The sequence below is a fragment of the Streptomyces sp. DSM 118878 genome, assembly GCF_052936595.1.
The window spans coordinates 2,341,524-2,361,155 of the sequence record NZ_CP193622.1 but is presented as its reverse complement, the minus strand read 5'-3'; the positions used below and the strand labels follow the sequence as shown (position 1 = coordinate 2,361,155).

At 73.8% G+C, this 19,632-nt stretch carries 20 protein-coding genes and 1 riboswitch; of the genes, 12 read left to right on the top strand and 8 right to left on the bottom strand.

All coding sequences use genetic code 11. From position 1 onward, the window contains the following. Positions 1-33: 33 nt before the first annotated feature. The 4 genes from ACRAKF_RS10215 to ACRAKF_RS10200 form a co-directional block, all read right to left on the bottom strand. A complete protein-coding gene (locus ACRAKF_RS10215; protein ID WP_447036621.1) occupies positions 34-1,542 on the bottom strand; it encodes a cobyric acid synthase in 1,509 nt (502 codons plus the stop codon). Beyond that, positions 1,539-2,501 carry a cobalamin biosynthesis protein gene (locus ACRAKF_RS10210; protein WP_447036620.1) on the bottom strand — a complete coding sequence of 321 codons (963 nt, stop codon included), beginning with the start codon at positions 2,499-2,501 and terminating at the stop codon, positions 1,539-1,541. The genes ACRAKF_RS10215 and ACRAKF_RS10210 overlap by 4 nt, the downstream gene beginning before the upstream one ends. A gap of 134 nt (positions 2,502-2,635) precedes the next feature. Next, positions 2,636-2,707: riboswitch (cobalamin riboswitch) on the bottom strand. A gap of 183 nt (positions 2,708-2,890) precedes the next feature. Then, a complete protein-coding gene (locus ACRAKF_RS10205; protein WP_447036619.1) occupies positions 2,891-3,115 on the bottom strand; it encodes a hypothetical protein in 225 nt (74 codons plus the stop codon). Between the two features lie 12 nt (positions 3,116-3,127). Further along, positions 3,128-4,429: an anion permease gene (locus ACRAKF_RS10200; protein WP_447036618.1), complete on the bottom strand. Its 1,302-nt coding sequence runs from the start codon at positions 4,427-4,429 to the stop codon at positions 3,128-3,130. Positions 4,430-5,095: 666 nt separating this feature from the next. Between ACRAKF_RS10200 and ACRAKF_RS10195 the strand changes: the two genes are divergently transcribed. The 7 genes from ACRAKF_RS10195 (at position 5,096) to ACRAKF_RS10165 (ending at position 12,954) form a co-directional block, all read left to right on the top strand. Beyond that, positions 5,096-5,782 carry a class II aldolase/adducin family protein gene (locus tag ACRAKF_RS10195; RefSeq protein ID WP_447041908.1) on the top strand — a complete coding sequence of 229 codons (687 nt, stop codon included), beginning with the start codon at positions 5,096-5,098 and terminating at the stop codon, positions 5,780-5,782. 127 nt (positions 5,783-5,909) lie between these two features. After that, the gene (locus ACRAKF_RS10190; RefSeq protein WP_447036617.1) at positions 5,910-7,046 is read left to right on the top strand and encodes an alpha/beta hydrolase; all 1,137 of its coding nucleotides are present in this window, start codon (positions 5,910-5,912) and stop codon (positions 7,044-7,046) included. Positions 7,047-7,266: 220 nt separating this feature from the next. After that, positions 7,267-8,712: a hypothetical protein gene (locus ACRAKF_RS10185; protein WP_447036616.1), complete on the top strand. Its 1,446-nt coding sequence runs from the start codon at positions 7,267-7,269 to the stop codon at positions 8,710-8,712. A gap of 154 nt (positions 8,713-8,866) precedes the next feature. Next, positions 8,867-9,703 carry an outer membrane protein assembly factor BamB family protein gene (locus tag ACRAKF_RS10180; protein ID WP_447036615.1) on the top strand — a complete coding sequence of 279 codons (837 nt, stop codon included), beginning with the start codon at positions 8,867-8,869 and terminating at the stop codon, positions 9,701-9,703. Positions 9,704-9,824: 121 nt separating this feature from the next. Next, positions 9,825-11,423 (top strand): ABC-F family ATP-binding cassette domain-containing protein, encoded by a 1,599-nt coding sequence (locus ACRAKF_RS10175; RefSeq protein WP_447036614.1) that lies wholly within the window; start codon positions 9,825-9,827, stop codon positions 11,421-11,423. A gap of 357 nt (positions 11,424-11,780) precedes the next feature. Then, the gene (locus ACRAKF_RS10170; protein WP_055550175.1) at positions 11,781-12,002 is read left to right on the top strand and encodes a helix-turn-helix domain-containing protein; all 222 of its coding nucleotides are present in this window, start codon (positions 11,781-11,783) and stop codon (positions 12,000-12,002) included. 148 nt (positions 12,003-12,150) lie between these two features. Next, on the top strand, positions 12,151-12,954 hold the full coding sequence (locus ACRAKF_RS10165; protein ID WP_447036613.1) for an enoyl-CoA hydratase/isomerase family protein: 804 nt from the start codon (positions 12,151-12,153) through the stop codon (positions 12,952-12,954). A gap of 27 nt (positions 12,955-12,981) precedes the next feature. Here ACRAKF_RS10165 and ACRAKF_RS10160 read toward each other — a convergent pair whose 3' ends face one another. Beyond that, the gene (locus ACRAKF_RS10160) at positions 12,982-13,749 is read right to left on the bottom strand and encodes a nucleopolyhedrovirus P10 family protein (RefSeq protein WP_447036612.1); all 768 of its coding nucleotides are present in this window, start codon (positions 13,747-13,749) and stop codon (positions 12,982-12,984) included. A gap of 95 nt (positions 13,750-13,844) precedes the next feature. On the opposite strand from ACRAKF_RS10160, the gene ACRAKF_RS10155 reads away from it, so the two are divergent. The 5 genes from ACRAKF_RS10155 to amaP all read left to right on the top strand — a co-directional run bounded on the left by ACRAKF_RS10155 (position 13,845) and on the right by amaP (position 16,186). Continuing rightward, on the top strand, positions 13,845-14,336 hold the full coding sequence (locus tag ACRAKF_RS10155) for an Asp23/Gls24 family envelope stress response protein (RefSeq protein ID WP_447036611.1): 492 nt from the start codon (positions 13,845-13,847) through the stop codon (positions 14,334-14,336). 91 nt (positions 14,337-14,427) lie between these two features. After that, a complete protein-coding gene (locus ACRAKF_RS10150) occupies positions 14,428-14,613 on the top strand; it encodes a hypothetical protein (RefSeq protein WP_369212482.1) in 186 nt (61 codons plus the stop codon). A 3-nt stretch (positions 14,614-14,616) separates the two neighbouring features. After that, positions 14,617-14,961: a hypothetical protein gene (locus ACRAKF_RS10145; RefSeq protein ID WP_447036610.1), complete on the top strand. Its 345-nt coding sequence runs from the start codon at positions 14,617-14,619 to the stop codon at positions 14,959-14,961. After that, positions 14,958-15,602 carry a DUF6286 domain-containing protein gene (locus tag ACRAKF_RS10140; RefSeq protein WP_447036609.1) on the top strand — a complete coding sequence of 215 codons (645 nt, stop codon included), beginning with the start codon at positions 14,958-14,960 and terminating at the stop codon, positions 15,600-15,602. Before ACRAKF_RS10145 ends, ACRAKF_RS10140 begins: the two co-directional genes overlap by 4 nt. After that, positions 15,599-16,186, top strand: a complete 588-nt coding sequence (gene amaP / locus ACRAKF_RS10135; protein ID WP_447036608.1) for an alkaline shock response membrane anchor protein AmaP — start codon at positions 15,599-15,601, stop codon at positions 16,184-16,186. The genes ACRAKF_RS10140 and amaP overlap by 4 nt, the downstream gene beginning before the upstream one ends. Before the next feature lie 10 nt (positions 16,187-16,196). On the opposite strand, the gene ACRAKF_RS10130 is transcribed toward amaP, so the two are convergent. The 3 genes from ACRAKF_RS10130 to ACRAKF_RS10120 form a co-directional block, all read right to left on the bottom strand. Then, positions 16,197-16,952 carry an SDR family oxidoreductase gene (locus ACRAKF_RS10130; protein WP_447036607.1) on the bottom strand — a complete coding sequence of 252 codons (756 nt, stop codon included), beginning with the start codon at positions 16,950-16,952 and terminating at the stop codon, positions 16,197-16,199. Between the two features lie 4 nt (positions 16,953-16,956). Next, positions 16,957-18,741 (bottom strand): glycoside hydrolase family 15 protein, encoded by a 1,785-nt coding sequence (locus ACRAKF_RS10125; RefSeq protein WP_447036606.1) that lies wholly within the window; start codon positions 18,739-18,741, stop codon positions 16,957-16,959. A gap of 62 nt (positions 18,742-18,803) precedes the next feature. Next, positions 18,804-19,592, bottom strand: a complete 789-nt coding sequence (locus ACRAKF_RS10120; protein WP_447041907.1) for an SURF1 family cytochrome oxidase biogenesis protein — start codon at positions 19,590-19,592, stop codon at positions 18,804-18,806. Between the last annotated feature and the right edge of the window lie 40 nt (positions 19,593-19,632).

The window sequence follows — 19,632 nt, the reverse complement described above, 5'->3', positions numbered from 1 at the left end:
CGGTGGCGCTCACGACGGCGCTGGGTGCGGCGCTCACGACGGTGCCCCCGGCGGTATGAACGGCAGCCCCGTGGGCGCCCCGTTCTCGATCAGGGCAAGGAGCGCGTCCGTGTCCGCGTGTTCTTCGATCAGGTCGCCGAGCAGGTCGAGTTGCTCCTCCCGCAGTGCGGCGAAGCTGGTGTCGGGCGCGGGCACGAAGCGGCGCCCGGCCGCGCGCGCCACCTCGGCGAGGAAGCGGCGCCGGAAACCGTCGCTCTCCAGCGACCCGTGCCAGTGCGTGCCCCACACCTCCCCGACCCGGCAGCCGTCGAGGAACGCCTCGCCGCCCGCGACGTCGGCCACGCCGTGGTGGATCTCGTACCCCTCGACGGGTTCCCCGAGGGCCTCGCCCACCGGACGGGCGAGCGTCTTCTCGCGGTCGAACCGCACCCGCACCGGCAGCAGACCGAGCCCCTCGACGGAGCCTTCCCGCGACTCGACGTCGTCCTCGATGTGCTCGCCGAGGACCTGGAAGCCGCCGCAGATCCCGAGCACGGGGCGCCCCTCGGCGGCCCGCCGCGCGAGGGCGTCGGCGAGGCCGCGCTCCCGCAGCCAGCGCAGGGCGCGCACGGTCCCGCGGGTGCCCGGCACGACCACCAGGTCGGCGTCGACGAGCTCCTCGGCCCGGTCCACGAACCGCACGACGACGCCCGGCTCGGCGGCCAGCGCGTCCACGTCCGTGAAGTTGGACATCAGCGGCACCGCGCACACGGCGACCCGCAGCACGTCCTCGCCGACCGGCGGGGCGACGGCGGACTCGCGGACCGCGCCCCGCAGCGACACCCGCAGACCGTCCTCCTCGTCGATGCCGAGCCCGTGCTGGAACGGCAGCACGCCGTACGTACGCCGGCCGGTGAGGCCGAGCAGCATGTCGAGCCCCGGTTCGAGGAGGGACACGTCGCCCCGGAACTTGTTGACGAGGTACCCGGCGACGAGCTCCTGGTCGGCCGCGCTCAGCAGCGCCGTCGTCCCGAAGAACGACGCGAACACCCCGCCCCGGTCGATGTCCCCGACCACCAGGACGGGGAAACGGGCCGCGCGCGCGATGCCCATGTTCACGATGTCGGTGCGCCGCAGGTTGATCTCGGCGGGACTGCCCGCGCCCTCACAGATCACGGCGTCATACGTGCCCCGCAACTCCTCCAGGCATCCCACCACGGTGTCGAGCAGGGCGGCCTGGCGTCCCCCGTGGTAGCCGCGCGCGCTCATCTCGCCCACGGGCCTGCCCATCAGCACGACCTGGCTGGAGCGGTCGCCGCCCGGCTTGAGCAGCACCGGGTTCATCAGCGCGGTCGGCTCGACGCGGGCGGCCTGCGCCTGCATGGCCTGCGCCCGGCCGATCTCGGCGCCCTCGCGGGTGACGAAGGAGTTGAGGGACATGTTCTGCGCCTTGAAGGGCGCGACGGACACGCCCTTGCGGGCCAGCCACCGGCAGATGCCCGCGGTGACGACGCTCTTCCCGGCGTCAGAGGTGGTCCCTGCGACGAGCAGTCCACCGCTCATGAGGCGCAGCCCTTCCGTTCGCGGCCGACGGCACGCAGTCCCGCCCGTGCGGCGACCGACACGCCGAGGGCCAGCAGGCCGACCCGGCGGGAGAGCCGCACGGCCCGTTCGATGTCGCCGCCCCGGACGGGGCGGCCGTGGGTGTTCAGGACCGGCCGGTCCTCGACCCGTCCCGCGTACGAGAGGGTCCCGCCGAGCCGTACCCCGAGCGCCCCGGCGAACGCGGCCTCGACCGGGCCGGCGTTCGGGCTCGGATGCTTGGGGGCGTCCGCGCGCCACGCCCGTACCGCCCCGCGCGGTGAGTCGCCCGCCAGGACGGCCAGCGCGGCGGTGAGCCGGGCGCCGGGCCATCCGAAGACGTCGTCGAGGCGGGCGGAGGCCCATCCGTAGCGGCGGTGGCGGGGGGACTTGTGGCCGACCATGGCGTCCAGGGTGTTCACGGCGCGGAAGGCGACGAGCCCCGGCACACCGCCGATCGCGCCCCAGACCAGCGCGCCCACCACCGCGTCGGAGGTGTTCTCGGCGACGGACTCCACCACGGCCCGCGCGATGCCGTCGGCGTCAAGGGCCTGCGGGTCGCGCCCGCACAGGTGCGGCAGCCGCTCGCGGGCCACCTCGATGTCGTGGGACCGCAGGGCGCCGTCGATGGCGCGCGCCTCCCGGCCGAGCGAGGTCCCGCCGACCACGGCCCAGGTCGCGGCGGCGGTCAGCGCGATCGAACCGGCACGTGAACGGCGTACGAGGGAAGAGGCGAGGGCGGCGGCGCCCGCGGCACCTCCGGCGCACACCACGGTGTGCAGCGCGCCCCACCCGCGGTGGTCACGCCACAGCACCCGCTCCACGGCGCCCGCGGCACGTCCGAACGCGGCGACCGGATGGCCTCGGCGGGGATCGCCGAGCAGCAGGTCACCGAGGAAGCCGGCGGCGGCGCCGTACGCGAAGTCGCGATCGGCACTCATGGGCTCAGCCCGTCGTGGTGCCGTAAGAGGAGCTCACGCTCGGAGAGGGGTCCGGCAAAGGGAACGGGCGGCCGCGCATGGCAAAGGTCCTCACTCAGGGTGTCCGCGCCCTGGTACGACGTGATCGGCGGTGAGAGTTCCTGGCTCGCGGGGGAGTTCCCCCGCTGACAGTGGCGGGACCGCGCCGGATTCGCACCGGCTTCCTCTGCTGCCGCCGTAGTTGGCCCGGGCAGTCCACCACGCGCCGCGAACGCCCGTCAACTCGCCGTTGACCTGCGGCGGGAGAGTGTGTTGGGGCCCACACCCGCGCCCGTACGCGAAGGTGGGGCGCGCGGCGTCAGTACGCCACGCGCCCCACCTGTGGGCTCCGGTCGTCGGACGACGAGTCGTCAGACGACGATCAGGAAGATCCCGTACGACACCGCCGCCGCGCAGAGCGCGAAGCAGGCATACGCGCCGGTGCGGGCCAGGGTCGCGGAGCCGCCGCCCGAAGCGGACGCCGTCTCCTGCTTGGAGAGGCCGATGATGCCGAGGGTGAAGAGGCCCACCAGGGCCACCGTGATCACGAGGCTGACCCCGAAGACGGAGCCGAGGGCTGCCCAGTCGATGTCCATGCTGATCCGTCCTTATACCGTCGCGGGCCTGGCGGGGTCCGCCATGGTGCCGGTCGTGGTGGTGGTCGGGCCCGCGATGGTGGCCTTGACCGGTTCGTCCGAGGTGGTGGCGACGGCGGTCACCGGGCCCACCGGGGGCGGGGTGACGGCGGCCATCGCGGTGGTCACGACACCCGCGGGCTCGGCGCTCGCGAGGTCGCCGTCGTGGCGGATCTCGTCGTCGGTGACATTGGTGTGGTCGACGGCGTTGCGCCGGGAGAGCACCCAGATGACGGCCGAGCCCGCGACCAGGAGCGTCGCGGTGGCCGCGATGCCCCAGGGGCCCTGCTTGGTGAGGAACTCGGCGCCCGCGCCGACGAGGCCCGCGGCCGGCAGGGTCAGGCCCCACGCGACGAACATGCGGGTGGCCGTGGACCAGCGCACCACGCCGCCCTTGCGGCCGAGGCCCGCGCCCATGACGGCGCCCGAGCAGACCTGGGTGGTGGAGAGCGAGAAGCCGATGTGCGAGGAGGCGAGGATCGCCGTCGCGGCACTGGTCTGGGCGGCGAAGCCCTGCTGCGGCGCCAGGTCGGTCAGGCCCTTGCCCATGGTGCGGATGATGCGCCAGCCGCCGAGGTAGGTGCCGAGCGCGATGGCCACACCGGCCGAGACGATGACCCACATCGGGGGGTTGGCGCCCGGGTTCAGCGCGCCGCCGGTGATCAGGGCGAGCGTGATGATGCCCATGGTCTTCTGCGCGTCGTTCGTGCCGTGCGCCAGCGAGACGAGGCCGGCGGAGGCGATCTGACCGGTGCGGTAGCCCTTGGAGGTCGCCTTGGCGTCGGTGTTGCGCCCGATGCGGTACGTCAGGCGCGTGGCCAGCGTCGCGGCGACGCCTGCCACGAGGGGCGCGGCGATCGCGGGGATGAGGATCTTGGTGACGACGGTGCCGCCGTTGATCGACGACCAGCCCATCGACATGACCGCGGCGCCGATGAGGCCGCCGAAGAGAGCGTGGGAGGAACTGGAGGGCAGGCCGACCAGCCAGGTCAGCAGGTTCCAGAGGATCGCGCCGACGAGCGCGGCGAATATGACCTCTGTCTTGAGGCCGTCCTCGTTGACGATGCCGCCGGAGATCGTCTTGGCGACCTCGACGGAGAGGAAGGCGCCGACGAGGTTGAGCACGGCGGACATGGCCACCGCCGTCTTGGGCTTGAGAGCGCCGGTCGAGATGGTCGTCGCCATCGCGTTGGCAGTGTCGTGGAAACCGTTCGTGAAATCGAACACGAGAGCGGTAACGATCACGATCCCGAGGAGAAGCGTGATGTGTTCCATTTACCCAGGCTTCTGTTGGACGTCAGTGGCAATTGGAAGTTAGGCAACCCGGGTGAACGGAAGATGAACTGGGCCGGGCGTTGCAGTGACCCGAAGTGGAGTGTCTTCACTCCGCATCGACCGGGCCTCCGTTCGCGAGCGTACGGAAAGACCGTGGGGGTCCCGCAAATCCGCCGGAGTGTCGCCTTCCGCCACCCGGGGCACACCCCCGCGCGCCCGGCCGCGGAGGCCCCGGGGAACCGCGAAGAGATCCTGGTCACGCCGGGTGCGGACAGCGGTGGAAAACCCGGCGCGGCGCCCGCGCGGGTGGGGGCGGACCGAGGCACGGTCCGGCGCACGGACGCCCTTCAGCGCGCCGCGCGCGGCTGGCAGGATCGCCGCATGACTGAGCAGCGGCAGAACCCCGGACACGACACGGAGCGGAACGCCCCTCCGACGGCACCGGACGAGCTGGCCGGGGCGTCGGAGGAGCTGGTGGGGGCGGGGTCGGAGGGGCCCGTGGGGGCGGCGGTGGACGACCTGGCCAGGGAGGCGTCGGGCGAGCCTGTGGGGGCGGGGTCGGGCGGGCTGGTTCAGGGCGTGTCGGGCGAGCTGGTTCGGGCGGCGTCGGAGGGGCCCGTGGGGGCGGCGGTGGACGATCTGGCCAGGGAGGCGTCGGGCGAGCCCGTGGGGGAGGCGTCGGGCGCGCTGGTTCGGGGTGCGTCGGGCGAGCTGGTCCGGGCCGCGTGGGACGAGTTGGTGGAGACCGCCCGCAGGACCGTGCGGGACGGCCTCGTCGTCGGGACCTCGGGCAACGTCTCCGTGCGCGTCGGCGACACGGTCCTGATCACCCCGACCGGAGTCCCCTACGACCGGCTGCTCCCGGCGGACGTGGTCGGCGTCGACCTCGCGGGCCGGCAGGTCATCGGCGCCCTGGAGCCGACCAGCGAGCTGCCCATGCACCTGGCGGTCTACCGCTCCACCGACGCGCGGGCCGTCGTCCACACCCACGCCGTGCACGCCACCGCCGTCTCGCTCCTCGTCCCCGAGCTCCCGCCGGTCCACTACGTGACGGGCCTGCTCGGCGGCCCGGTCCGCGTCGCTCCCTACGCGCTCTACGGGACCGAGGAACTGGCCCGCGCCATGCTGGACGCCCTGCGGGGACGCACCGGATGCCTCCTGCGCAACCACGGGACGGTCACCTACGGGGACTCCCTGGCCCAGGCCTACGACCGCACCGCCCAGCTCGAATGGATGTGCCGCCTCTGGCTCACGGCCAGCTCGGTCCCCGGCCTCTCGCCCACGCTCCTGACCGACGGCCAGCTCCAGGAGGCCCAGGAACGGCTGCGCGGATACGGGCAGCCGCGGGGCTGACCGAGAGCCCACGGAGAGCCCACGGGGAGCCGGTGGGAGCCCGTGGGGGAGGCCGCGGGGAAGGCCGCGCTCACCGCACGGGTGCCGCCCACTGGCCCCGGGGCGCCCGTGCCCGGACACTGGAGCGGTGCGCCCAGCCAAAGCGACGGCAGCGGCCGTCATCGCAGTCACAGCCGCCCTGGGGACGGCCGCAGCCGCGATCGCTGCGGGCCGGTTCGCGAGCGACGCCGCCCTCAGGGCCCCGGCGGGCCGCCCCCTGCCGACGGAGCCCAGACTCACCGTGCACGCCACGACCCCGGACCGGGTCACGCTGACCCGCGCCCTGGCGAGCCGCCGCCCCGGCACCTACGGCCTGGTCGGCGACGGCACCCACGCCGTCGTCGGACCCGTCCTGGAATCGGTGCCGCACAAAGCCGACACCGTCGTACGCCGCCTGGAGACCGTCACCCGCGGCACCCTGCACGCCGGAGCGAAGGTCCGGCTCACCCCGCAGGTCCACGTCGGTGACCCGCGCACCGCGCTCGGCCTCGACCACGAGGACGTGACCGTCCCCGGCGAGCTCGGCGGCCTGCCCGCCTGGCTCCTGCCGGGCACCCGCGACACCTGGGTCATCACCGTGCACGGCCTCGGCACCACCCGGGAACATCCCATGGTCGTCATGGACTTCCTGCGGCGGCTCCGGCTCCCGGTCCTCGACATCGCCTACCGCGGCGACCCGGACGCGCCCCGCTCCACCGACGGCCTCGGCCACCTCGGCGAGAGCGAGTGGCGCGACGTGGACGCCGCCATCCGCTACGCCGTGCGCGGCGGCGCCCGCCACGTCGTGCTGCACGGCTGGTCCACCGGCGCCACCATGTGCCTGCACGCCGCCGCGCACTCGGCCCTGCGCGAGCACGTCAGCGGCCTCGTCCTGGACTCCCCGGTGCTCGACTGGGAGACCACCCTGCGCGCCCTCGCCTCGGCCCGGCGCACCCCCGGGCCGCTCCTTCCGCTTGCGGTGCGCGCCGCCCAGGGGCGCACCGGGCTGCGCGGTGACCGCGCCCTGGCCGTCGTCGACCCCGGCGTGCTCCGGGTGCCGACGCTCCTGGTGCACGGCCCCGACGACGTCGTCGCGCCCTGGGCCCTCTCGCGTCGGCTGGCGGAGCGGCGCCCGGACCTCGTCACGCTGCGCACCGTCCAGGGCGCGCCCCACGGTGCCATGTGGAACGCCGACCCCAAGGGCTACGAAGAGGCGCTGCGCCGCTTCCTCGTCCCCTTGATGTGACCCCCGACCACCGGACCCCCCCCGGGACCACCGGCCCCCCCCGGACCACCGGACCCCCCCGGACCACCGGACCCCCGCCGGACCACCGGACCCCCGCCCCCCTCCGTGTGACCTCTCCACCGCCGTCGGCGCTCACCGTCGAGCCCGCCGCGGCAGGCCTCAAGAGCCGCTGTCGCCATTCCGTTTGGGTTTTCGGACCGTCAACAGGAAGACTGCTCCCGTGACGTCCCGTACCCCGCGCGACTCCAGGCTCCGACTCGTCCGCGCCCCCTACCCGAGGGCCGACCGGCGAGGAGATGCCCAGCGCGACCCAGCGCGACCCCTCTCCGCCGCCCCCGGCGCGGTGAGCCACCGACGCACGCGCCGCCCCGCGCCACGGCCACCCGAGGGCACGCCACCGGCCTCGGAACTGGCCCGCGGGGCACGCGCGGGCCTCGCCGACGCGGTGCGGATCGCCCGCTGGGCCGACGCGGCGCTGCGCCCGGGACCCGGCGGCGCGACACCCGACGGCAAGGGCACCCTCTCCGACGCGACCGCCGAACGGGCCGCCGCCGAGCTGGGGATGACCCCTCATCAGGTGCGGGCCGACTGGGACACCGCACGCCTCGCGGGCCTCATCGAGGTGCACGGCGACAGCGCCCGCCCCGGCTGGCGGCTGCGCGCCTGGAACCGCGACGACACCGCCGTGCTGCGCGGCTGGGTCGCGCTCTTCGACGCCTGGTCGCTGGCCCACCCCGCACCCGCCGACCTGGCCCCCGCCGCGGTCGCCGAGGCCGTCGAGGCCATGCCGCAGGTGCTCTCCTTCCTCCAGCTCTCGGCGGGACCCGTGCCCGTGCCGCAGCTCCTCGACCTCCTGGAGCAGCGCGTCGAGGAACTGCGCACCGAGCGCTGCGAGATCCCCTACGAACAGCCGGGCCCCGCGGCCGACCCGGGCGCGGAGGCGGTCCCGCTGCCCGCCCTCCTCGACTGGGCCCTGCACGGCCTCGCCTCCGTCGGCGCGCTGACCTGCGCCGAGGGCCAGGCCACGCTCACCCCGCTCGGCAGCTGGGCGGTCTGGGTCAAGCTGGAGCAGATCTGCGTCGCCGCGCAGAGCCCCGCCGGGCACATCGAGCAGTCCGCCGAGGACATGCTCCGCGGCTGCGCCCGCCTGCGGCCCAACGCCGCCCGCGCCGAATACCGCGCCTGGCTCGCCGCCCGCCCCGTCGGCAGCGCCGTCACCGACCTGCTCACCGCAGCCCGGGGCGAGGACGCCCTGCTGCGCGGCCTCGCCTTCGAGGCCCTGCGCGTGGTCGGCGCCCCGGCCGAGGCGGACGTCAGGGCCGTCGTCGACGAGGCCTCGCTGCGCCCCTACGCCCTGCTCTGGCTCGCCGAGCAGGAGGGCGCCGACCCCGAGGACGTCCACCTCGTGCTGAGCCGGGAGGAGTCCACCTGGCTCTGGATCGACACCGCGGCGGCCGTCGCGGACCACGGCGAGGCGCAACTCCTCGTACGGCACCTGGAGTCGGCGGTCCAGCCCACGGTGCCCGCCCTGCTCGACGAGGTGCGCCGCGCGGGGCACCCCCGTACGGTCCAGGTCCTGGTCGCGCTCGCCGCGGCGCACCCCGACCCGGCGCTCGCCAAGGCCGTGCGCCGCGCCGCCTTCCAGGTGCACACCGGCGGGGAGTGAGCGGGCCCGCCCGACGCCGGGCGGGGCTCCGAACGGGGGACGGCGGCCACCGCGCCCGCCGTGTCGCCACCGCACCCCGCGGCCCGCGGGGAACCCCGCCGCTACGCTCTGCGCCTGGTCCGTGGCACTGGCACTGGCACCGAAGGGGGGCCTCATGTCCGCTGCGCCGCTCGACGCGGACGGCCTGCCGTGCGAGACGGCCGGGCCCCGGGAGCGCCGACCGGCACGCGGCCCCGCCCCCGGCCGCCGAGGCACCCGTATCGCCCTCCCCGTGGCCCTCGCGCTCCTGGCCGTGCCGCTGATCACCGCCGCCCATCACTCGCGGCCCGCCCCCTACGGAGACCGCCTCACCGTCCACGCGCGCGTGGACGGTGCCGGGCCGCAAGCGCCCCCGGGGCTGCGGACCAGGGGCGGCGCGGTTCAGGCGTACGACCGGGGCAGCGGCGAGGCCCGCTGGACGTACACGAGGAAGGGGCGCACGCCCCTCACGCTGCTCACCGCTCCGGGGCACGCCTTCGCGCTCTGGAGCGACGGCCTGGTCACGGACACGGCCACGGAAACCGGCACCGGCGCCCGCGGCGCCCGCGGCGGCTCCGTGCGCTGGCACCGTGCCATCCCCGCGAGCGCCGCCTGGCTGCGCACCCCCGAGGCGCGTGGCGGCGCCGGGGTGCTGCGGCCCCTGGCCCCCGGCGCCCGCATGCTGGCCGTGGTCACCCCGCACCGCATCGCCGCCTACCGCGCCGCGGACGGGGACCTGCGCTGGGTGCTGCCCGCCCGCCGCGGCTGCGCCTTCGAGCCCGCCCGCTCGGTCCGGCGCGGCGGGGCCCTCATGGTCGCCCAGCCCTGCACGGGACCGGCCGCCTCCTGGACGTCCCAGGTCATCGCGGTGGACGACTACGGAAGAATCGTTCCGGGCCGCACTCCGCTCGGCAACGGAGACCTGGCGGGCGGGGCCGCGCGCGGCGACGGCGGCGGGCGGCCAGAAATTTAATTGCGCTGGGCCGTTAGAATGGCTCTCATGGCAGCTCCTCTCCTCAGTTGGACGGCGTAGACACCGGCCTCGAGCACCCAGTCGTCCCTCTCGCCGTCCACCCTGTTCAGGAGTACCCCCCGTGATCACCGCTTCCGGCATCGAGCTGCGCGCCGGCGCTCGCATCCTCATCGAGAACGCCACCTTCCGCATCGCGAAGGGCGACCGCATCGGTCTCGTCGGCCGCAATGGGGCGGGCAAGACCACCCTCACCAAGTGCCTGGCGGGTGAGGGCACCCCCGCGGGCGGCACCATCTCGCGCTCCGGGGAGGTCGGCTACCTCCCGCAGGACCCCCGCACCGGTGACCTCGACGTGCTCGCCCGCGACCGCATCCTCTCGGCGCGCGGCCTGGACACCCTGATCCGCAAGATGCGCGAGAACGAACAGCGCATCGCGAACGGCTCGGGCGGCACCCGGGAGAAGGCCCTCAAGCAGTACGAGCGCCAGGAGACCGAGTTCCTCACCAAGGGCGGGTACTCCGCCGAGGCCGAGGCCGCCACCATCGCCGCCGCGCTCAACCTCCCCGACCGTGTGCTCGGCCAGCCCCTGCACACGCTCTCCGGTGGTCAGCGCCGCCGCATCGAGCTGGCCCGCATCCTCTTCTCGGACGCCGACACGCTCCTGCTGGACGAGCCGACCAACCACCTCGACGCCGACTCCATCGTCTGGCTGCGGGACTACCTGAAGACCTACCGCGGCGGCTTCATCGTGATCTCCCACGATGTCGACCTCGTCGAGACGGTCGTCAACAAGGTCTTCTACCTGGACGCCAACCGCGCCCAGATCGACGTCTACAACATGGGCTGGAAGCTCTACCAGCAGCAGCGCGAGTCCGACGAGAAGCGCCGCAAGCGCGAGCGTCAGAACGCCGAGAAGAAGGCCGCGACGCTCCACTCGCAGGCCGACAAGATGCGCGCCAAGGCGACCAAGACCGTCGCGGCCCAGAACATGGCGCGGCGCGCGGACAAGCTCCTCGCGGGCCTGGAGGCGGTGCGCCAGAGCGACAAGGTCGCCAAGCTCCGCTTCCCCGAGCCCTCGCCGTGCGGCAAGACGCCGCTCATGGCCGAGGGACTCTCGAAGTCGTACGGCTCGCTGGAGATCTTCACCGACGTCGACCTCGCGATCGACAAGGGTTCGCGCGTGGTCATCCTCGGCCTCAACGGCGCGGGCAAGACGACCCTGCTGCGGCTGCTCGGCGGAGCCGAGACGCCCGACACCGGCCGGGTCATCGAGGGCCACGGCCTCAAGCTCGGCTATTACGCGCAGGAGCACGAGACCCTGGACCCCGAGCGCACGGTCCTGGAGAACATGCGCTCGGCCGCGCCCGACCTCGACCTCGTCGAGGTGCGCAAGACGCTCGGCTCGTTCCTCTTCTCCGGGGACGACGTCGACAAGCCCGCCGGGGTGCTCTCCGGCGGCGAGAAGACCCGGCTCGCGCTCGCGACCCTGGTCGTCTCGTCGGCCAACGTCCTGCTCCTCGACGAGCCCACCAACAACCTCGACCCGGCGAGCCGCGAGGAGATCCTCGGCGCCCTGCGCACCTACAAGGGCGCGGTCGTCCTCGTCACCCACGACGAGGGCGCGGTGGACGCCCTCCAGCCGGAGCGGATCATTCTGCTGCCGGACGGCGTGGAGGACCTGTGGGGCCAGGACTACGCGGACCTGGTCGCCCTCGCCTGACCCGCGCGTCCACTCAGCGTGATCGAACCACTGATCCACTGCGTATGGATCATTCGGCCGATCCGTGATCCCTCATCTGTGTGAGCTGTCCTCGTACCGAGGTGTGTCCTACACGGATTTTGTCGCCGCGCTGTGGGATGTGGAAGGCGCCGACCTTGGACGTCTCTGACCTGCTGGTTCTCCGTGGCGCCAGTGCGTACAAGGAAATTCTCTCGTGCGGAATCGTTAATTCCACTCGTGGTGGACGCTTCCGGAACGACGAACATCGTCGTACGGACCTTGCCGAATGGGTGGCCAGGAAGCCCATGAGGGGTGATCATGAGAAGTCCAGAGCGCACTTCCCATGAGGAGGCACGGGTGGCCGAGACTCTGAAGAAGGGCAGCCGGGTAACCGGCGCCGCGCGCGACAAGCTCGCGGCAGACCTGAAGAAGAAATACGACGGCGGTGCGAGCATCCGGGCGTTGGCCGAAGAGACCGGCCGTTCGTACGGTTTTGTGCACCGGATGTTGAGCGAGTCCGGCGTCACGCTGCGGGGACGTGGCGGGGCGACGCGAGGCAAGAAGGCCGCAGCCGGCTGATCGCGGCGGCGCGCTGTTCCATGGTCCGATGTTCCACGGTCCGATGGTGGCCACCCGGTCGATCACGTGATCGGTCGGGTGGTTACTGTGCAGTCACTTACGGGCGCTTCCACGCGTCCGGCCCGACCGCACCCCACCGGAGGCATCCATGGCTTCGACCGACAGCGAGTTCGCACCGGTTCTTGACAAGGACGGCGTACGCCTCACCATCGACGAGGCCGTCGCCACGGTGACGCTGACCAACCCGGCCAAACGTAACGCCCAATCTCCCGCGCTGTGGAGGGCGTTGGCCGAGGCGGGTCAGCTGCTGCCGGGCAGCGTCCGTGTCGTGGTGCTGCGCGGAGAGGGCAAGTCCTTCTCCGCGGGCCTCGACCGGCAGGCGTTCACGCCCGAGGGCTTCGACGGCGAGCCGTCCTTCATCGATCTCGCACGCGGTGAGGACGGCGTCCTCGACGCCACGATCGCCGAGTACCAGGAGGCGTTCACCTGGTGGCGGCGGAGCGACATCGTGTCCATCGCCGCCGTCCAGGGGCATGCCATCGGCGCCGGCTTCCAGCTCGCCCTCGCCTGTGATCTGCGGATCGCGGCGGACGACGTGCAGTTCGCCATGCGCGAGACCAGCCTGGGCCTGGTCCCCGACCTCACCGGCACACATCCGCTGGTGGGGCTCGTCGGCTATGCCCGCGCCCTGGAGATCTGCGCCACCGGACGTTTCGTCCACGCGGACGAGGCCGAGCGGGTGGGCCTCGCCAATCTCGTCGTGCCCGCGGACCAGCTCGGCTCCGCCGCCGAGGACCTGGCCGCCGCGCTCGTCGCCGCGCCGCGCGACGCCGTCATCGAGACCAAGGCGCTGCTCCAGGGCGCCACGGGCCGCACGTACGAGGAGCAGCGCGCCGCCGAGCGGGCCGCGCAGGGCCGCAGACTCCGCGACCTCGCGGGCCTCGACGACTGAGAGCCTGCGTCATGGCCCCGGCCGTCCTCACTCCACCGCGGTGATCAGTACCGCCACCGAGGGGTGGTCCGGCAGGGCCTTCGTCACCGCCGCGCGGACCGCGAGCGCCACATCGAGGGGGCGGTGCCCGCCGCCGGTCGCGAGCTCCACGCGCGCGTGGCGGCGCGGCAGCGCGTTGGCCGCGGGGCTCTCCTCGATGTGCACGGCCGGGCCCAGCGCGCGGCTCAGCCGGGTCACCCCCGGCACGGCGAGCGCGGCCCGTCCGGCGCGCGTCGCGTCGCTTTGGCCATCGGCCGCCGCCGAGCCCACGTCCGGCTCCTGCCGTACGCCGGCCGAGCCCATGTCCGGCTCCTGCCGTACGCCGTCCCCGGCCTCGGACGTCACCCGTTCGGCGCCATGCGCCTCGTCGAGCAGTGCCGTCACCCGCAGGTCCACCTCGGGAGCCACCAGGCCGAGCCGGTGCGCCGCCGCCAGGAGCGCCGCGCGCAGCCGGTCCGCCGCCACCGGCAGGGGCTCGCTCGCCAGGGCCGCGAAGTCCGCCGTGATCCGCAGCGGCCCCGGCGGCAGCGCGCTCGGCGGGGGCGGCACGGCCGGGGCCCGCGCTCGCTCCGGATCGGCCGGGGCGATGCGGAGCGTGCCCAGGCGTACGCCGGTGACCTCGTGTGTCGCCCGGCGCAACGCGCCGTCCGCCGCCGCCTCCGTCACCCATGTGCCGTCCTCGGCGCCGCCGAGCGGCAGCACCCTGCCGAGCCCGAGCTGCCGCCGTACCGCCTGGGTCCAACCGTCACCCGTCATGGCCCCAGCCTGCCGCATCCCGGGAGCGCTGCCGCGTAACCGGACTTAATGTGGCCAGGGAAAGCAGTTCCCCTTTCGGAACGGACGGGACGGCGATGACCGACATCGGACAGCGGAAGACGTCTCAGACACTGCGGCAGGACTCTCCGACGGAGGCGTCGGCGAGAGGCCCGGCCGGGCGCGGCACCAGCGGCGGTGCCCCCGCGGGCCGCGGCCGGACCACCATCGCGGACGGCGTCGTCGAGAAGATCGCCGGGCTCGCCGCGCGTGACGTCGAGGGCGTGCACGCGATGGGCGGCGGGTTCGCGCGGACCTTCGGGGCCGTGCGCGACCGGGTGCCCGGCGGTTCGAAATCCGTCTCGCGCGGCGTGAAGGCAGAGGTCGGCGAGGTACAGACCGCGCTCGACCTGGAGATCGTCGTCGAGTACGGCGTCGCCATCGCGGACGTCGCCCGTGACGTACGGGAGAACGTGGTCGCCGCCGTGGAGCGCATGACCGGTCTTGAGGTCGTCGAGGTCAACATCGCCGTGAGCGACGTGAAGCTGCCCGACGAGGAGGACGAGGAACCCGAGGGCCGCCTCCAGTAGGCCCGCGGCGCAACCGCGTCCCGAGAAGCAGCGCCCACAAGCAGCGCCCACAAGCAGCGCCCGATGAGCAGTGCACGATGAGGAGCGCACGATGAGCATGGCCGTGATCGGCATGGTGGCAGGGATGGCGCTCGGCTTCGCCGGATACTTCGGCGGATTCGGTGCGTTTCTTCTGGTGGCCGCCCTGGGCGCCATCGGCTTCGTGGCCGGCCGGTTCCTCGAGGGGGACCTGGAACCCGGCGAATTCTTCCGTACCCGCGGCGACCGGCGGCGGTGAGCGGTGGCGGCACAGGTCGCGCCCGGGGAGCGCGGCGCCACCCGGATCGCCGACCGGGTCGTCGCGAAGATCGCCGCACAGGCGGCGCGTGAGGCCGTGGACGAGGTACCGGCCGACGGCTCACCGCCGCACGCCACGGTCAACGTGAACCAGGGCACCGCCCGCGTCCGCGTCAGCCTCGAACTGGACTATCCCTGCGACATCGGCGGCCGCTGCGGCGCCGTGCGTCGCCATGTCGCCGAGCGGGTGAAGGCGTTGGCGGGAATGGACGTGCCCGAAGTGGCGGTCCAGGTGGAGCGGCTGCACTCGGCGCGGATCCGCGCCGCGGCACAGGGGAGGACACGATGAGGGAGGCCAAGGGGGGCGACGGCACGCAGTCGCCGCCGGCCGTCGAAGAGGCCGCCGCCGACCACCGGTCACCGCCCACGTTCGCCGGGGACGGCACCGGGACCGGACGGTTCTGGTCCCGCCGCCGGGTGCCCGCAGCGCTGCTCGCCGTGCTGCTCCTCGCCGGTACGGGACTGCTCCTGTACGACATCGTCGCCGTACGGGCAGGCCACCCCGCGATGCGCTGGCGGCGCGAGCTCGCCCGGGGCCTCGCGGAGCGGCCCCTCGACGACACGGCGGTGCTCGTCGGGGCCGGCGTCGCCGCGGCTCTCGGCCTCTGGCTGCTCGTGCTCGCCGCGACCCCCGGGGAGCGCGGGCTCCTGCCGATGCGGCGCGCCCACCCCGACGTGCGCGCGGGCATCGAACGCGGCGCCGCCACCATGATGCTGCGCGACCGCGCGATGGACGTGCCCGGCGTGCAGTCCGTGCGGATCCGCATGAAGCGCTCCAAGGTGAAGGTGCGTGCCGTCTCGCACTTCCGCGAACTCGACGACGTACGCGACGACCTGGACACGACGATGGCCGACGGCATCCACGACCTCGGGCTCACCCGGGAGCCCGGCCTCGCGGTCCACGTCGCCCGGCCCGGCAGGAAGGGGTGAGCGCCGTGCCGCGCACGGTCAACCGCGTGCTCCTGGCCCTGGCCGGGCTCGTCCTCGTCGTCCTCGGCGGCTCCGTGCTCGCCGTGGGACTCGGCGCGTCGCCGCCCTCCTGGTGGATCCACGACGGCCGGCACGACGTGCTGCTCAGCGCCGCCGACCGGACCCGCCGGCGGGACGCCGGATGGTTCTGGCCGGTGGTCATCGGCGCCCTCGCGCTGCTCCTGCTGCTCACGCTCTGGTGGCTCGCGGCGCAGCTCCGCAGGCGCCGTCTCGCGGAGGTCCTGGTGGATACCGGCGACGGCGAGGGCGCCCTGCTGCGCGGGCGCGCCCTGGAGAACGTCCTGGCCGGCGAGGCCGAGACGCAGGACGGCGTCGAGCGGGCCCGGGCGGTCCTGACCGGGCGGCGGAGTGCGCCGCGGGTGCGCGCGGAGCTCGCCCTGGAACCCCACGCCGCGCCCGCCGACGCACTGCGCCGCTTCTCCGACGAAACCCTCGCCCGCGCCCGTGACTCGGCGGGCCTGGCCGCCCTGCCCGCCACGCTCCGGCTGCGCGGCGTCAAACACCGGGCCCGTCGCGTGAGCTGAGGACGGGGCCTCAGAACCCGCTGCGGGCCCCGCCGTCCACCGGCACCATGATTCCCGTCAGGTAGGAGGCCGCGGGCGAGAGCAGGAACGCGGCCGTGCGGCCGAACTCCTCCGGGGTGCCGTAGCGGCGCAGGGGGATGCTCGCCTCGTTGGCGGCGCGGGTGGCCTCCGGGTCCGGCGAGAGGCCGTCGAGCTGACGCATGCGGTCGGTGCCGATGCGGCCGGGGAGCACGCCCACGACGCGGATGCCGCGCGGGCCGAGCTCGTCGGCCAGCGACTTGGCGAACCCGGCGAGGCCCGGGCGCAGGCCGTTGGAGATCGTGAGGCCCGCGATCGGCTCGTACACCGAACCGGAGAGCACGAACCCGATGACGCCGCCCTCACCCAGCTCCGCGGCGGCGGAACGGGCGAGCCGCACGGCACCGAGGAAGACCGAGTCGAAGGCCGCCTGCCACTGCTCGTCGGTGTTGTCGGCGACGAAGCCGGGCGCGGGCCCGCCGACGCTGATCAGTACGCCGTCGAAGCCGCCGAAGTGCTCGCGCGCCGCCGCGATCAGACGGTCGGCGACAGCCGGGTCCGCGTTGTCGGCGGCGACGCCCACCGCGTTCTCGCCGAGCTCGGCGGCGGCCTCCGCGACGGTCTTCTCGTCGCGCCCGGTGACGACGACCTTCGCGCCGTCCGCGACGAGCTGACGCGCGGTGGCGTTGCCGAGGCCGCGGGTGGCGCCGGTGACTACGTAGACACGGTTTTCCAGTCCAAGATCCATGCGCCTATCCTCCCGCGTCCGGCCCGTAGAGCGCGAGGGCCGTGTTCACCAGGCCGATGTGGCTGAACGCCTGGGGGAAGTTGCCGAGCTGGCGGCCGCTCACCGGGTCGTACTCCTCCGCGAGCAGGCCCACGTCGTTGCAGAGCCCCACCAGGCGCTCGAACAGCTCGCGCGCCTCTTTCGTGCGCCCCGTCATGTGCAGGGCGTCCGCCAGCCAGAAGGAGCAGACGAGGAAGGTGCCCTCCTCGCCGGGCAGGCCGTCGACCGTGTTCTCCGCCGAGGTGTAGCGCAGCATCAGGCCGTGGTGGTCCAGCTCGGCGCGGACCGCGTCGATCGTGCCGATGACGCGCGGGTCGTCGGGGGGCAGGAAACCCGTACGGGGGATGAGCAGCAGCGAGGCGTCCAGTGCGGTGGAGCCGTAGTACTGGGTGAAGGTGTTGCGCTCGGCGTCGTAGCCGCGCTCGCAGACCTCGCGGTGGATCTCGTCGCGCATCTCGCGCCAGCACTCGACGTCGCCGGGGAGGTCCGGGTGCTCCTCCAGGGTGCGGACCGCGCGGTCCGCGGCGACCCACGCCATCACCTTGGAGTGCACGAAGTGGCGGTCGGGGCCGCGCATCTCCCACAGGCCCCGGTCCGGCTCACGCCACTTCCCGCGCAGGAACTGAAGGAGGCAGAGCTGGAGGTTCCAGGCGTGCGGGCGGCGGTGCAGGCCCGCGGCGCGCGCGAGGAACAGGGAGTCGGTGACCTCGCCGTACACGTCGAGCTGGAGCTGGTTCACGGCGTCGTTGCCGATGTGCACCGGGCGGGAGCCCTCGTAGCCGGCCAGCCACGGGATCTCGTACTCCGGCAGGCGCCGCTCACCGGCGAGGCCGTACACGATCTGGAGGTCGTCGGCGTTGCCCGCGACCGCGCGGAGCAGCCAGTCGCGCCAGGCCTCGGCCTCCTCCAGATAGCCGACCGCGAGCAGGGCGTTCAGCGTGAGGGTGGAGTCGCGCAGCCAGCAGTAGCGGTAGTCCCAGTTCCGTACGCCGCCGATCTCCTCGGGCAGGGACGTGGTGGGGGCGGCCACGATGCCGCCGGTCGGGGCGTAGGTGAGGGCCTTGAGGGTGATGAGGGAGCGGACGACCGTGTCGCGGTGCGGTCCTTCGTAGTCGCAGCGGGCGACCCAGGTGTGCCAGTCGGACAGGCTGTCGCGCAGCGCCTCGTGCGGGTCGACCAGGGGCGGGCGCGGCTCGTGCGAGGGGTGCCAGGTGAGGACGAACGCCACCTTCTCGCCCGCTTCGACGGTGAACTCGGAGTGGGTGCCGTAGGCGTGGCCCCAGGTGTGCACCTGGGGCTCGCTGCGCAGCCAGATCGAGTCGGGGCCCGCGATGGCGACGCGGTGGCCGTCCACCTGGCGCACCCACGGCACGATCGAGCCGTAGTCGAAGCGGAGCCGCAGCGTGCTGCGGACGGTGACGCTGCCCCTGAGGCCTTCGACGATGCGTACGACGTCGGGGGCGCGGTCACGCTGCGGCATGAAGTCGGTGACGCGCACGGAGCCGTCCGCCGTGTCCCACTCCGAGTCGAGGACGAGGGAGTCGGGCCGGTAGGCGCGGCGGGTGCAGGCGCCCGCGTCCTTCGGGGCGATGCGCCAGTGGCCGTTCTCCTCGTCGCCCAGCAGGGCGGCGAAGCAGGCGGCGGAGTCGAAGCGGGGCAGGCACAGCCAGTCCAGCGAGCCGTCACTGCCGATGAGGGCGGCGGTCTGATGGTCGCCGATGAGCGCGAGGTCTTCGATGGGGCGAGGCACGCAGAACGCGTTCCCGCGAGTCGGCTCCGTCAATCCGTCGGCGAGTCGGCTCCGCCAATCCGTCAGACGGTCGCGGGCGTCGACTCGCGCGTGGTGGCCGCGGCGGCCTCCCGGCGGTCCTGGCGCTCCCTGCGGACCAGGACGACCCAGCCCACCGGGACGCCCGCGGCGAACAGCCACCACTGGACCGCGTACGCCATGTGCGAGCCGATACTGCTGTGGTCGGGCTCGCCGATCAGCTCGGGGGTGTCGCCCGCGGGCTCGGGCGAGGTCTGGTCGACGTATCCGCCGAGGACCTCCTTGCCGAGGCTCTGGGCCTGCTGGCCGCTGCTGATCAGCATGATCTGACGGTCCGGCAGGCCGCGGAGGTCCTTGATGCCGCTCTCCGCGGACGTCTCGTCGGCCATCAGGCGGCCGGTGACGACGGTCTCGCCCTTGGGCGGCGCGGGGATCTCGGGGAAGGCGGTCTGCGGCCCGTCGGCCGGGATCCAGCCGCGGTTGACGAGCAGGACCTTGCCGTCGTCCATGACGAAGGGCGTCAGGACGTGGAAGCCGACCTTGTCGTCGGAGTTCGTGCGGCGCCGCACGACGACCTCGTGCTTCGTGTCGAACCTGCCCTCGGCGCTCACCCTGCGGTACAGGTGCTCCTTGGGCACCTCGTGCCCGGGGGAGGTGATCTCCTCGGCCGGGACCGGGTCGGCGGCCAGCGCCTCGGAGATCCGCTCGTTCTGCGCGACGCGGTGCTCGTGCCGGTGGAACTGCCAGAAGCCCAGCTCGACCATCACGGGGATGAGAACGAGGGCGATGAGGGTGAGGATCACCCACTGCCGGGACAACAGGAAGCGGTACACCCCACGACCGTACAACTCGGTCATGGGGTGTCCGGAGGTG